The organism is Algoriphagus confluentis, from assembly GCF_036245625.1.
GTDB classification, from domain to species: domain Bacteria; phylum Bacteroidota; class Bacteroidia; order Cytophagales; family Cyclobacteriaceae; genus Algoriphagus; species Algoriphagus confluentis.
This window is the reverse complement of the sequence record NZ_BTPD01000004.1, coordinates 109,583-124,268: the sequence shown is the minus strand read 5'-3', so window position 1 is coordinate 124,268 and position 14,686 is coordinate 109,583. Positions and strand designations below refer to the sequence as shown.

The 14,686-nt window shown below is 45.5% G+C and carries 11 protein-coding genes; 8 read left to right on the top strand and 3 right to left on the bottom strand.

Annotation, left to right across the window (positions count from 1 at the left end; genetic code table 11):
• The first annotated feature begins 35 nt into the window (after nt 1-35).
• The 8 genes from AAA943_RS06995 (at nt 36) to AAA943_RS06960 (ending at nt 10,712) form a co-directional block, all read left to right on the top strand.
• Nucleotides 36-1,082, top strand: a complete 1,047-nt coding sequence (locus AAA943_RS06995) for a BF3164 family lipoprotein (RefSeq protein ID WP_338223519.1) — start codon at nt 36-38, stop codon at nt 1,080-1,082.
• 191 nt (nt 1,083-1,273) lie between these two features.
• Complete coding sequence (gene gltX, locus AAA943_RS06990; RefSeq protein ID WP_338223518.1) at nt 1,274-2,812, top strand: glutamate--tRNA ligase; 1,539 nt, start codon at nt 1,274-1,276, stop codon at nt 2,810-2,812.
• A 1-nt stretch (nt 2,813) separates the two neighbouring features.
• Nucleotides 2,814-2,999, top strand: a complete 186-nt coding sequence (locus tag AAA943_RS06985) for a hypothetical protein (protein ID WP_338220781.1) — start codon at nt 2,814-2,816, stop codon at nt 2,997-2,999.
• A 74-nt stretch (nt 3,000-3,073) separates the two neighbouring features.
• Nucleotides 3,074-5,695: a carboxypeptidase regulatory-like domain-containing protein gene (locus AAA943_RS06980; RefSeq protein WP_338223517.1), complete on the top strand. Its 2,622-nt coding sequence runs from the start codon at nt 3,074-3,076 to the stop codon at nt 5,693-5,695.
• Nucleotides 5,696-5,727: 32 nt separating this feature from the next.
• A complete protein-coding gene (locus AAA943_RS06975) occupies nt 5,728-8,496 on the top strand; it encodes a carboxypeptidase-like regulatory domain-containing protein (RefSeq protein ID WP_338223516.1) in 2,769 nt (922 codons plus the stop codon).
• Nucleotides 8,497-8,526: 30 nt separating this feature from the next.
• Nucleotides 8,527-9,171 carry an outer membrane beta-barrel protein gene (locus AAA943_RS06970; protein WP_338223515.1) on the top strand — a complete coding sequence of 215 codons (645 nt, stop codon included), beginning with the start codon at nt 8,527-8,529 and terminating at the stop codon, nt 9,169-9,171.
• A 60-nt stretch (nt 9,172-9,231) separates the two neighbouring features.
• Nucleotides 9,232-9,660, top strand: coding sequence for a type II 3-dehydroquinate dehydratase (aroQ, locus tag AAA943_RS06965; protein ID WP_338223514.1), 429 nt, complete (start codon nt 9,232-9,234; stop codon nt 9,658-9,660).
• A complete protein-coding gene (locus tag AAA943_RS06960; protein WP_338223513.1) occupies nt 9,657-10,712 on the top strand; it encodes an aminotransferase class V-fold PLP-dependent enzyme in 1,056 nt (351 codons plus the stop codon). Before aroQ ends, AAA943_RS06960 begins: the two co-directional genes overlap by 4 nt.
• Nucleotides 10,713-10,749: 37 nt before the next feature.
• Here the strand turns inward: AAA943_RS06960 and AAA943_RS06955 are convergent, their stop codons facing one another.
• From AAA943_RS06955 to AAA943_RS06945, 3 genes are read right to left on the bottom strand one after another with little or no spacing between them, the layout of a single operon-like run.
• Entirely contained in the window at nt 10,750-12,102 is a 1,353-nt protein-coding gene (locus AAA943_RS06955) for a dicarboxylate/amino acid:cation symporter (RefSeq protein ID WP_338223511.1), read from the bottom strand.
• A 9-nt stretch (nt 12,103-12,111) separates the two neighbouring features.
• Complete coding sequence (aroC, locus tag AAA943_RS06950) at nt 12,112-13,197, bottom strand: chorismate synthase (RefSeq protein ID WP_338223510.1); 1,086 nt, start codon at nt 13,195-13,197, stop codon at nt 12,112-12,114.
• Entirely contained in the window at nt 13,197-14,642 is a 1,446-nt protein-coding gene (locus tag AAA943_RS06945; protein WP_338223509.1) for a BatD family protein, read from the bottom strand. Before AAA943_RS06945 ends, aroC begins: the two co-directional genes overlap by 1 nt.
• Nucleotides 14,643-14,686: the final 44 nt, after the last annotated feature.

The window sequence follows — 14,686 nt, the reverse complement described above, 5'->3', positions numbered from 1 at the left end:
ACATTTCTGTGCACAAATTTTTCTTTTTCAAGCTAATGAAAATAAAACTATACGTCATCCCTCTATTTATTTTTATCATTCTCCCTTTCGCTTGTTCAGAAAAAATAAGGATTGGTGAAAATCCCCTTCTCGAGTCGGAAAAAATCGAATTTGAGGAATTAAGAATTCCCAGAAAAGTCCGATATAAAAATGGTAAACTTGTAGTTTCGGAAAATTCACGTATTTCTCCAGACTTACCACTTATTCATGTAATCGATAGTAAAAAAATGTCCTATATGTTTTCTCAGGGCAAGAATGGATTTGGCCCTGGGGAAATTTCGGATGCAACAGACTTTGACCTTGGGTTTAATGACTCAACATTTTGGGTTTACAGTGCTGTAGAAAAAAGAATAAGTGAATTTTCTTTATTTGAGAAGTCCGATTTAGCGATAAACCAAATCAAACAACCTGTAAATTTTTTCAAGGCCTATTCCTGTCTTTTTCTGACTGATTCGACTTTTATAGGAATCTTTGTTGATTCTCCTTATCAATTGGTAGAATTTGGTTTGGATAATGAATTTGAAAAAGGATATGGAACTCTTGAGAATTTTACAGGAAGAAAAGATCTTGATAATTTCAACTTAGCACAGATTAACTCAGGGTGGTTTAATTCAAACGCTGATAAATCTGTTTTTGCGATTGCATCTATATTTTATGATAAAATTGATGTTTTTGACACTAAAACTAAAGAGTTTAAAGTGATTTATGGCCCAGAACCTGAACTGTTTGATTTTGAACTTTATCAGGATGAAAGCGGGGCATCTGTAATCTGGGCAGTGGATACTCCTTATCAGTACCGTGACATTGAGTTGGGTAAGGATAAAATATATGCATTATATGGTGGTATTAGTGAGCCTGAGATAAATAGAACTTCTGAGATAGCTAGGAACTTAAGGGTTTTTGATTTCGATGGAAATTTACTTGAACAATATTATTTGGATCGATCACTAGTTAGTATTGCTATAGATTTTGAAAATAAAAAAATGTATGGAATAACAACTGATAAAGAACCGGGTATAGCTGTTTATTCCTTACCTGATTAGGTAGGGTTTCTTCAGAATAATCTAAATGTTTTTAAATTTAATTGACCTGGATATTTTTTGAGGGACCCTAAATTAGCTTCCATATCTCTTGCCATTTTTCTCCCTTTCCTCCACAATTCCCTATCTTTGCCCCCTGATTTTCAGAAACCCCAACCCGGTTTTTCGGGTTGTTAATCAAGAAATTTGTCCTCATGTCCAGAGAAGTTCGCGTACGTTTCGCTCCATCTCCCACAGGACCACTCCATATCGGAGGGGTCCGAACCGCCTTGTATAACTACCTTTTTGCCAAAAAAATGGGAGGTAAATTCCTCCTACGGATCGAAGATACCGATCAGGGTCGATTCGTTCCCGGTGCGGAAGGCTACATTCAGGAATCCCTGGAATGGTTGGGAATTGCTCCTGAGGAAAGCCCTTGGAATCCCGGCATTGTTGGTCCATACCGACAGTCGGAGCGAAAGGAAATGTATAAGCAGTATGCCTTGGACTTGATCGAGAAGGGCCATGCCTACTATGCCTTTGATACCGCCGAGGAGCTGGAAGCCATGCGGGAGCGCCTGACTGCCGCACGAGTGGTGCAGCCTCAGTACAATGGCATCACCCGCACCCAAATGAAAAACTCCCTCACGCTTCCTGCGGAAGAAGTGAAGGCCAGATTGGAATCAGGGGATCCCTATGTGATCCAGGTAAAAATCCCTTTGAAGGAAGACGTTCGCTTAAATGATATGATCAGAGGTTGGGTGATGGTGCATAGTTCTACCCTAGACGACAAAGTCTTGATGAAGTCTGACGGCATGCCGACCTATCACTTGGCGAATATTGTGGACGACCACCTGATGGGCATTACCCACGTGATCCGTGGAGAAGAATGGCTGCCCTCTGCACCTTTGCATGTGTTGTTGTACCAGTTTTTCGGATGGGAGGATACCATGCCTCAGTTTGCCCATTTGCCGCTTTTGCTTAAGCCGGATGGCAATGGCAAGCTCAGTAAGCGGGATGGAGATAAGTTAGGCTTTCCGGTTTTTCCTTTGAATTGGACGGATCCCTATTCGGGCGAAAAATCTCATGGTTTCCGGGAGCAGGGCTATTTGCCGGATGCGTTTTTGAACTTTCTGGCCTTCTTGGGTTGGAACCCGGGAGATGATCGGGAGATCTTTTCTCTGGATGAATTGGTGGATGCTTTTTCTATTGATCGGATCGGTAAGTCGGGAACCAAGTTTGACATTGCCAAAGCCAAATGGTACAACGAGCAGTACCTGAGAACCAAACCCGATTCCGTATTGGTTGAGTTTTTGACAGCTTCGGCTCAAATGGAAAATGTCGAAATCCCATTAGAAAAGGCTTTTGCCATAGTAGCTCTAGTGAGAGATCGGGTAACTTTCCCAGCCGAACTTTGGAAAGAAAGCCGATTTGTAATGGTAGCTCCTACCGAATTTGACCAAGATGTGGCTGCCAAAAGGTGGAATAGGGATGCAGTGAAGGTACTTGCAAGCTATGCCGGGGCTTTGGATGGATTTACCGGCCCATTTGATGCTGCAAACGCGAAAAGTCTGTTGGAATCCACGGCAGAAGCAGAGGGGATTAAGCTAGGCAAAGTGATGCAAGCCATACGCTTGGCAGTCACAGGAATGGGTGGCGGACCGGATTTGATGGAGGTTTTTGCTATCTTGGGTCCTGCTGAAGTGGCCAAAAGAATCCGCTTTGCGTTAGAGACATTGACTAAAGTAGATTGAGATGACTAAGAAGAAAAAAAAGGAAGAGGATCCTAAGGTTCATGAAGAACTGAAAGGATTCAAGATGGAAATCAACTCTTTCGGAGAGATATCAAGCAGTTTTCCCATAGATAAAATCAACGAATTCCTAAACAAAAACGTAGAGGATAAAAAGCTGAAGGATCGGGATGATTTGAAAGAGTCATGATTCAGAAAAAGATCTAAACTAAAAGCTCCAAATTGGAGCTTTTTTTATATAATTGGTTTTCAAACTTCATAATTATGGCAAAATACTTAGTTGTTTTGTTTTGGCTTTCCTTATCCTTTTCCTTTGCACAATCTGGAAACATCAAAGGAAAAGTGACCGATTCCAGTTCAGGTCTACCTTTGGCTGACCTTCACGTGTTTATACCCGGGTCTACTTTTCAGGCATTTACCGATTCTTTGGGGCTATTTTCAATTGTGGGTGTTCCGGAGGGGAAGTGGCTTTTGGAAGCTAGGGCCTATGGTTGGCAGAGTTTCTTGGAAGAAAGTGTAGTCAAATCGGGTAAAGAGACCACTTTGGAAATTTCCCTAGATCCTATTTCCGGTTTTGCGCCAGTCAAAGGGGCTTTTTCTGAAAAGAAAAGAAAAAAGCTTCTCGATCAGTTGATCCTAGACTTTGTAGGAAAAGACTACAAAAATCTGGAAATCGGATTGCTAAACCCCGATAAAGTCATCTTTGAATCCCTTGATGATAAATCTGTAAAGGTGTCTTCAATGGGCCCCTTGTTTTTCTCCAACAACAGCAGTGGTTACCTTGTGTCTGTTTATTTTCCTGACTACATGCTGGGCAATTTGGACAGGAATACGTTTACCACCACCTATTTTGAGCTTCCAAGTGATGCTCAAGTGGATGATTTCAGGAAGAAAACCCGTCTGAGCATTTATGAAAACTCCCCCAATCGATTCCTTTCACTGCTCATGGAAGGAAAAGTGGAGGCTTTTCCCTCCAATCCCAATCCTTCTGTTTCCTTTGGCAAGGCCGATGGTGACTTTTTATTGGAGGTTGACAAGCCACTGAATGTCAATTTAGGAGCGGGGAAAAATGGAAGCATTTCCTTTTCCGGAAATCAGCTGGAAGTAAAATTGAATGGATCTCCGGTCAATGCTAAGGATTTGGAATTGGGAGGGGCATTTGCTGGAATGAATCCTATCTTGGGACTGCCATCCAACTTCAATGGAGACCGCTTGGTCAAGCTGGCCAACTTGGAGAAAAACCGGCAGATGATGGAGGAAAGAGTCTATGTGCAGACTGACCGGAAAAACTTTTGGCCCGGAGAGAAGCTCTATTTCAAAGCCTATCTTGCGTATGGAAACCCTCTACTGGCTGACGAAATGAGCAAGGTACTTCATTTGGAGCTGGTAGATACGACCGGGTACATTTGGGAGCATCAGATCACAGAAATCAAAAATGGGACAGCTTCAGGTTCTTTGACGATTCCGGTAGATATTCGGCAAAGCACCAATTTTTTCCTCAAGGCTTACACGGCATGGAGCAGAAACTATGCCGATGCGGTCCATTTTACCCCTATCCAAGTGATAGACTTTGGAAGTCAGGTACCCGCATCGGAGATCGAAGAAACCAGTCATGGCATCGCCGTCTTTTCCGACCGATTGAATTATCAGGGAGGGGATCGGGTAAAAATGAATATTATGGCACAGGATGCCAATGGGCAACCAGTCAATGCGAACCTTTCGATTTCGGTTACTGATTTGAGGCAAAGTGCATTTATTCCAGCCTATCAAGGAATTGATTTTAGTTTAGAAATGAAGGAGCCAAATAGTTCAGCTCCTCTTCCTGAAGAATATCCTTTGGAAAAAGGATTTGTCTTGGAAGGACAGCTTTTGGATAGGACCGGCAGTCCCAAGCAGGGTTCGGTCAAGGCATTCATCAATGGCTATGAAGATGTCAGAGATTTCAAATCTGATGCTCATGGTGTTTTTTTGATGCCACCCGCTACTTTTGAGGAGGAGTTTGAGATCAATCTTCAGGCCACAGACCGGGATGGGAGACCAATGAGGGACATCAGTTTGGAGCTTAAGAAATATTCCACCACCGACGAGTTTGTTACCTATTCTTTTCCAAAACCTGAATTAAGGGAGGTCAATAAGGAAGTCAAATGGGGACCTCTGCCTCCCTTGGAGGAAAAGGAAATTTTGATGGAAGAAGTAACCATAGAAGATGTCAAAGAACCTTCTATCGGCCCGATGATTTACGGGATACCAGATCGGGTGGTAGAGATGGAGGATGTTTTTCTCAACGGAACCACCATACAGTTTATCTATGCATTAATGGGCCAAGTGCCGGGGATGATGGTATATGGCAATCCTCCTACCATTCGTTTTAGAGGAGGAGAGCCTTTGGTTTTGATCAATGGTTCACCGGTAAATGGATCCTCAGGAGAAACTGTCACCGAAAATAGCGGGAACAGTGTTTACAGTGTTTTGGAAAGTCTTGACGTGTTTTCCATTGATAAGGTAGAAGTAGTTCGTAGAGTGGTGCCAGCATATGGAGATTTGGGTAGGTTTGGGGTAATCTCCATCTTTTTGAAAAGTGGAATGGATCGGGTAAGGGCCATGGAAGCCAATATGAATCAATTCACCTTGTTTAAGCTTCAAGGATTTCCCAAGAAGGAGTCTTTTAAAGAAAGTGAATCATACAGATCTACCCATCCCTTTTATTCAGGATTGAAGCCCACGCTTCTCTGGCAACCGGAATTGATCACCCAATCCTCTCAAATGAGCAATTCACTGGAATTTGACTTAAACCCTACCTCTGGACCAGTCCTCGTTGAAGTCCGGGGAATTACCGAACTTGGACAGCCCCTTTGGGGCCGTTTTGTACTCAACAAACAGAAATAGATCATCCAATCGAAACTTACCAACTATCCTCCATGCAAAAATCACTGGTACTAACCCTTCTTTTTGGGGTTTTCTTGATCTCCCCTGTTTTTTCTCAAACCGGCACCATTTCCGGTGTAGTCAAAGATGCCGAAACGGGGGAAACCTTACCTTTTTGCAATGTCTTTATCAATAACACCACCATCTCCACCGTCACGGATATGGATGGAAGCTATACACTCAGCAATTTGGAGCCCGGTCCTGTGGAATTGGGCTTTTCTTTTTTGGGGTACGAATCCCAAAGCAAGACAGTAACCCTGAGTCCCGGGGGAAAGCTTACGGTCAATTTGAACATGAAGCCTTTTGCCCAGGAACTGACCGATGTGGAAATCAAAGCCAAGCGGGATAAAGCCTGGGAAAGAGACCTAAGAAAATTCCAGAATCTCTTCATCGGGATTGACGAAGCAGCATCCAAAACAGAAATATTGAATCCTTGGGTAGTGGATTTTCCCACTTCTGAAGAGAAAAACTCCTTTGTGGCCAAAGCCGAATTGCCTCTGGAAATCCAAAACAACTATCTCGGTTACAAAATTACCTTTGACCTCAGGGAGTTTTTTGACTCTCCTACACAATCCAGAATCTCAGGATCGGCCCGATTTGAAGAACTGACTCCAGAATCCGACCTTCAAAGGTCTTCTTGGGAGAAAAACCGGGCGGATGTCTACCGCAAATCCCCGATGAATATGTTTCGGGCACTGCTGAATGGGACAGCCGAAAGGGAAGGATTCTATCTCTATGGAGACAAGCCAGGAGGCTCCGAAAGCATGAATATGCGGACAGATATCTTTGCCAATGAACTCGGAAAGTCTGTGGTGCCATATAAAGCTGATCCCTTGGTGGTTCCCACCAGTCCTCCCGGAACCTTTCTGATCAATCTCAAAGGAAGAATTGAAGTGCACTACCAAAAAGGCTATGCTCAAGCTAATACGTACAGAGACGCTCCCTATCCTGTTTCTTGGCTGGAAGTAAGAGGGGGTCAGGTGAAAGTTCGGGAAAACGGCATGGTGCTCAATGCTCAGGATTTGGTCTTTTCGGGAGATATGGACCGCAAGCGGATTTCCAATCTCCTGCCTTTGGACTATGATGCAGAGAGAGCTATTCAACTTCAGGATCTGGCCAAAACAGCCAAAAACTATCAGGAAAAAGTCTATCTGCATACCGACAAAGCCTATTACTATGCAGGCGATCAGGTGTATTTTCAGGGATATTTTGCCTATGGAAATCCTTACCTGAGAGATGAACTCAGCAAAGTCCTTCATGTGGAATTGATCTCCATGGACAGGGATATGGTCATTGAAAAGAAGTTTCCAATCCGGGACGGGGTCGTGACCGGAGATTTTTACCTTCCGGATACCTTAAGCCAAAAGAGGTATTTTCTCCGTGCCTATACCAACTGGAATAGAAACTATGGCCCGGGGCATTATTTTCAGCAGCCATTGGCCGTGTTGTCTCCTTACGACAGGGTTGCCCCAGCCTCTGCCCAGCAGGGATTTAAAAATCAGGGAATCGTCCTCCAAACCAGCAAGAGTGAGGGTTTGGAGGCAAGGGAAAAAGTCAGTTTGACCATTGCGACCCAAGGACCCAAAGGCCAAGCTATTTCTGCCCGTTTATCCGTAGCCGTCACTGATGCGAAGGAGATAGTTCCCATTTCCCGCCCAGTCGAAATGAACCAAACCTTGGATTTGGGAGGAGTGTCTGAAGAAATGGGGTTGGAACGTTTTTCTTATCCGGTGGAAAAGAGTCTAATTCAGGAGGGGATCGTCCGGGATGCCAAAGGAAAAGGTAGTAGTGCTCAGGTCACGGCTTTTGTCAATGATTTCCAGGGAATGATCGACTTGGAAGCCAATAAGGATGGCATATTTAGGCTGGAAGAAATGGAATTTTATGGTCCGATGAAATTGGCCTTCTCAGCTACAGACAACAAAGGCAAGCCTCTGCCAGATATTGAGCTTCAGGATCAACTCAAGGCTCCTGTGGCCTTGCCATCTGATCCCCAGTTTCCAACAATCATCCAAACGGATCTTCCCATAAGGCCTTTGGAAAAAGAGGAGGAAATGGAAGAGTTGGAGGAAGTCGTAGTGGAAGAAAAGGGGGAGGTGCTCCGGCAGGCCATCTATGGGAAGCCTGATTTCGTAGTCACGGGTGAAGAGCTGACCATCACCGGAAATACATCCGATTTGGTGGCAAGCTTGGCTGGAAAAGTACCCGGAATGCGGGTCACTTTGGTAGGAGCCACCGGACAGCAGCAGATTCGGCTGAGGGGTGGTTCTGGTACTGTCACCGGTTCTTCGGAGCCCGTAGTGATGCTCAATGGTTCCATCATGGCCTCCACCGGTACCAGTACAGCCGCTGATAACCTGAGAAATATCAATCCTTTTGACATTGACCGGGTGGAAGTGGTGACCCGGATAGCTTCCATGCTGGGAGATCAGGGTAGAAACGGTGTGATTGCTGTGTATTTGAAAGAAAACGGCAATTCTGCTTTACCATTCGCCGGAAAAGGAATCAAAGAGTTTGTCATCGAAGGCTATCAGCCTCCGGGGACTTTCTTTACGGTAGATTACACCGTGGAAAAGGATACGGCTATTCCTGATTTCAGACAGACTTTGTATTGGAACCCATTTTTGGTTACTGACGAGTCCGGAAAAGTGGATATCAGCTTCTTCACCAATGACCGTCCAGGTCCGGTTTTGATTGAGGTAAGAGGAATGGGGGCCAATGGAGAAATTCTTTTCGGTACTTTTCTGATCAATCGGCAATAGGTAAGCTTTGAAAAATACCTAGTTTTGGGCATGAAGAGGCGTTTGTTGATTATTCTGTTGTATTGTCTTCCGCTCACGGCTTGGGCCCAACTCAGTGTGGGAATCCGTGGAGGCTATGCCACCTCTTCCTATAGCTATCAGCCTACGGCAGGTTTTAGAAGCAGATCAGTGGAGGGGATAGGCGCTCCGACTTTTGCTCTAGTGGTGGAGTATTTCAATTCCAAAAATGCCGGAGTTGAATTCAATGCCCAACAATTGACAATTGGTTTCCGGCAGATTGATGAGGAAGCAGTAAATCAGACTGAATTTACTTATTTCAAGTTTCCGCTGTTGGCCAGTTTTTTTGCAGGGAGATCAGGAAGATTTCAGATCAAAATCGGTCCCCATCTCGGATTCCTTTCAGAAGTAGTGGATATCTCGCGGGAGTTTTCCGGGTCCAATCCCGCAGAGCTTCCCACTTATGGTCAGCCGGGGGACAACCCCAGAGGCTTGATGTACGGGATCACGGCTGGGGCTGGTATTTCCAAACTTTTTGGGAAAAGCACGATTTCCGGAGAGGTGAGATTTGCTTATGATTTCACCAATCCTGAGTCTCAGGACCGAATTTATGACATGAATTCCACCAATCTGGAGTTTACCCTAGCCTATCTTTTCCGGATAAAGGAAAGGAAGTAATCGCTGGAAAGCCAAAAAGTACTCCTTAACTTTGGTATCATAGACCAACCTATCTAAACCTTGAAAATCCAAATCATCAACGGTCCGAACCTTAATCTCTTGGGGAAAAGAGAACCGGAAATATACGGAAGTGAAACCTTCGAGAATTATTTCGAAGGACTCCAAAGACGATTTCCCCAAATTGAGCTACATTATTTTCAGAGTAATGTAGAAGGAGAGCTTATCAATAAAATCCAGGAAGTCGGCTTTGATTTTGATGCCATTTTACTCAATGCTGGAGGTTACACCCATACCTCTGTAGCCATTTCGGATGCCATCGCAGGGGTGACTACGCCTGTGCTGGAAGTCCATATCTCCAATATTTACAAGCGGGAGGAGTTTCGTCACAAAAGCATTATCTCCAAGCCCTGTGTCGGGATGATTGCAGGATTGGGACTTAAGGGATATGAGTTGGGAGTTCAGTATTTTCTTCATTCGCCACAGTTATGATCACATTTGCTCCGGGACCTTCCAAGGTCTACGATGCCTTGCCTCGATACATGCAGGATGCTTTCGAGCAGGGAATTCTCAGTGCCAATCACCGAAGCTCGGCCTTCATGAGGCTCTATCAGGAGACCGAACAGTTGATGCGGGAAAAGCTGCACATGCCGGATGACTATCGCCTGCTCTTTACTTCTTCGGCTACCGAAAACTGGGAGATCATTTCCCAATCCGTGGTAGAAAATGCCAGTTTTCATATTTACTCCGGGTCTTTTGGGAAAAAGTGGATAGAATTTGCCAAGCATATCCTTCCTCAGACTTCCGGGATCAAAATCGGGGCAGATGAAGAAATTGAAGTTCCTTCGCTGGAGATCGGGGAGGAATTTGATCTGATTGCCATCACCCAAAACGAAACTTCCAATGCCTCTCAGGTTCCCATGGAAGTCATCGCTGAGATTGGGCGTAAATATCCTGAGAAAATGATCGCGGTGGATACCACTTCTTCCATGGGAGGGATTGAGTTGGATTTTTCTCTGGCAGACATTTGGTATGCCTCCGTGCAAAAATGCTTTGGGCTGCCTGCCGGATTGGGGATTTTGATTTTGTCTCCCAAAGCCGTGGAAAAGACGCTGAGAAAAGGAGAAAGAGGGCGTTACAACAGTCTGACTTTTATGTTGGAGAATGCGGATGGATATCAGACCCACTATACGCCGAATGTTTTTGGAATTTACTTACTCAATAGGGTGCTGAAGGACATGGAAGAGATTCAGCATGTCGATGCCCGACTTCGGGAGCGAATGAGACGACTGGAAAATACCATTGCCCAATCTTCAAGTCTTAGAATGCTTGTGCCCAATGAAAAAACCCGCAGCACGACTGTAATGGGTGTAGCGGGGACTGAAGATTTGATCACCAATGTGAAGAAAGCCGCCGAAAAAGTAGGAATGCAAATGGGAAGTGGATATGGCCCACTGAAGCCGACGAGCTTCCGGATTGCCAATTTTCCTGCGATCACGGATGAGGAATTTGATCGCTTGATTCACTTTCTAAAATCCTATTAAAACTGAAGCCCTGATTTTTTGTCAGGGCTTCAGTTTTTTATGTGTTTTCCTCTTCCAGTACACTTTCATTGGCGGTAAAAGGATTGGATTTGCGAAGCAGCCCATCCGGAAGTTCGCCTTCTGTACTAGCCACGACTGTAGTCACGACCACGTCTCCAGTCACATTGACTACTGTACGGAACATATCCAAGATCCGGTCAGGGGCCATAATCAAGGCAATTCCTGCGGCAGGAACTCCGATGGACTCTAATACCACAATCAGCATAATCAAGCCTGCACCTGGAACTCCTGCAGAACCTATTGCAGCCAAGGTCGAGGTCAGGACAATCATTAACTGTTGGGATAAGGTGAGCTCCATACCTAAAGCTTGGGCGATAAACACGGCCGCTATACTTTGGTAGAGGCTGGTTCCGTTCATATTGATGGTCGCTCCAAGAGGCAGAACGAAAGAGGTGATGTTTTCAGAAACGCCCAATTCTTCTTCGGTCAGCTTCATGGTCACTGGGAGTGTAGCTGAACTCGAACTGGTAGAAAAAGCCAAAAGCTGAGCTGGCCGAATAGCTTTAAAGAAGTCCGCATATTTGACCTTGGTGAAGCTTTTGAGCAAGAGTGGATAGATTACCAGCATCATGAAGAAGAGTCCTCCAAGTACAATCAGACTGTACTTCAAAAGCGCCAACAAGAGATCCACTGCCGCATCCGGATTGTCTCCGGCTATCTCCACGATCAGGGAAGCCATGAGAGCAAATACACCATAGGGGGCAATCAACATCACATAATTCACCACCTGAATAATCAGGTCATTGAATCCGTCAAAAAAAGCAATGACGGGTTCTGCCTTTTTCTTGGGAATTTGTAACAGGGCAATTCCGGCGATGATAGCAAAAAACACGACCTGAAGCATAGCAGCGTTATCAGTGGTGGCTTGAAACAGGTTTTGGGGAACCATGTCCACGATGGGCTGCAGCGGGCTTTGTTCTTTCAGTTCTGCCGCAGCCAAGGCTCTCGCCCCAGCATCCCCTTCGTAGAGACTCATGAGGTTTTCTCGGGTTTCAGCAGGAAGACCTTTGCCGGGTACAAGAATATTCACCAACAGCAAACCGGTACAGATTGCGATCACAGTAGTGATGAGGAAGGTCACGATGGTTTTTCCCCCGATTCTGCTTAGCTTGGAGATATCGCCGAGATTGGAAACTCCGATAATCAGCGAAGCCAAAACGAGCGGCATGGCAATCATTTTTAGCCCATTGATAAATATGGTTCCTATCGGCTTGATCCAGTCCAGGGTCAACCAAGCTGGAATTCCGACTTGGATAGCTACGATACCATACACCAGACCCAATACCAGGCCGATGATGATTTGTGTATGAAGAGGTATTTTTTTCAGCATGATCTAGGATTAGATTTCTTCGAGTTTATTGGTTTTGGATAGTAGCAGGTAATCTGCCAAAACTAAGGCGGCCATGGCCTCCACTATAGGGACTGCTCTGGGGACTACACAAGGGTCATGCCTTCCCTTTCCGCTCACCGTGACTGCTTCTCCTGCTTCATTGACGGAGTCCTGGTCCTGCATGATCGTAGCTACAGGCTTGAAGGCCACACGGAAATAGATATCCTCCCCGTTGCTGATTCCTCCTTGTATGCCTCCGGAATGATTGGTTAGGGTTTTTATTTTTCCGGCTTCGTTGACCAAAACATCGTTGTGTTGCGATCCGCGCATTTTTACTCCTTCAAATCCACTACCGTACTCGAAACCCTTCACTGCATTGATACTCAGCATGGCCTTGCCCAACTCGGCATGTAACCGGTCGAATACGGGCTCGCCAAGACCCACAGGAGTATTTTTGATCACGCAGGACACCACCCCGCCTATGGTATCCCTATCCAGACGTACCGAGTCGATGAGGGAAATCATTTGCTCTGCTGTTGCCGGATCCGGACAGCGTACCATATTTTCTTCGGCCTTGAATAAATCCAGCTCCTGATAGGGGATTTGGAGAGAAAGGTCACCTACTTGGGAGACAAATGCCTGGATGGATATTCCTTTGGATGCTAAAAATTGCTTGGCAATGGCGCCTGCAGCTACTCTTGCGGCGGTCTCCCTCGCACTGGATCGCCCTCCTCCCCGGTAATCCCGCACACCAAACTTTTCGAAATAGGTGAAATCTGCGTGGGAGGGGCGGAATTTGTCTGCGATGTGAGTGTAATCCTTGCTCTTTTGGTCGGCATTGGGGATGACTATCCCGATGGGTGTCCCTGTAGTTTTTCCTTCAAATACACCGGAGAGAATCTCAATCTCGTCCTCTTCTTTGCGCTGTGTAGTTATTTTGGATTGTCCCGGTTTCCTGCGCTGCATTTCTTCCCTGATTTTTTCCAAATCCAGGTTCAGCCCTGCTGGGCATCCGTCAATGATGACACCCAGAGCCTTTCCGTGGGATTCCCCGAAGGTGGTGATTCGGAAAAGCCTGCCAAATGAATTCCCCATTATTTTTTTCTGATAATCAGTACGGCCAATAACACGACCGCACCGACGAGTAGTAAGTTTATAGCTGCCGAAAAATAATATTTATATCGCTCGTTTAAAAACTGATTGTTTTCGGTGGCGATTCGATCGTAGATTCCCCCCAGCCGCTGACCGGAAAGGGCCTGATTGACCTTGGATTCTCCCGTGACCAAAACCTTCCCTTCGGGTCTGAGCGTATCGTACACTGCCCTTATCGGATCAAAGTAAATCCAGTTGAAATATTCCTTTAGGGAGTATTCTCCGGCCTCATTTAAGGTGATGAAATAGCTGAATTCCTTGATCCCGGAGACCCTTCCGTACCCCCGGTTGATTTGCTGCTGTACGTTGGGTGCAAAGGTGTTCAGGTTGGTTTGAGATAGTTTTCGGGGTTCTTGGATCGCATTGATGTTGCCTACTCCACTGATGCCGAAATTGTAATTGAATCCTTTGCCTGTTTCCACTTCCAGCGAGGAGATATTTTCTCTGAGTTGATATACGCCAACCGCCACTTCATTTTTCAGAGGATGTGGAGGTAGAGGCTTTACCGTAATGGTTTTGGCGGAGGAATAAAAAGTCTTGAAGTCTTCCTGTCGGTTGGAACCAAAAAAGGTAGGATTCTTTGCCACTCGGTATTTGATCATTTCCCAAGGGACTCGGGGGATTTCTATTTTCCCTTCGGAAAAAGGAAAAAAGGTGGCCTCGTAGATCTTGTACTTATTCCACTTCTTGCCATTGATCTCCACCACGCTGGGTTCGATATTGGTAATATTGAAATTTTCCTCCCAGGCATTGGCCGGTTTGATTTTTTTCAGAATTGCATCGAGCTGCTTGCCGGGCTCGTACCAGGTGAAAGGAGCCTGGTTTTGGTCTGACATATAAAAAGCGATATTCACTGTCACTCCCTCTCCGGAATAGATTTCCTCTTTGTCTGCAGATACGGCAAAAAAGGCATCATCCTCCAATTCGATGTATTCCGGCTCTTCAGCGGTCCTTCCAAAAAACTCAGCGAAAGGATCGAAAACATTGCCTCCTGAATTTTGGGTACTGACCGGATCATCCACGGTGATTGTTTTTCCGGGGGAAGAGAAAGAACCCCCGTTGATTTCCATATCAAACGGAGGAAGGGTGAATTTGCCTTTGCGGGTAGGTTTGTAATACTGAATGATGCTGTTGGTGCTGCTCATCTGTCCATTGATGATATTCATCGAGGATGATTGGGAAATACCCTGCTTTTGGAATCCGGGAATCTCGGGAAACTGATCGTAAGATTTGATCTTGTCGTTGGAAAGGGTGGCTTTGATAGTAAACGTCTCATTCAAGCCGAGCTGATCCGGGCCCAGCTCAATCTGCACTTCCTGTCCTGAGGCTTGGCCAACAATAAATAAGGCAAGGCATACGAATAGAAGGTTCCGGAGCGTTTTTACCATAGGTGCGAAAATAGGGATAATTATTGGCTTAAAGCCTCCAAAAT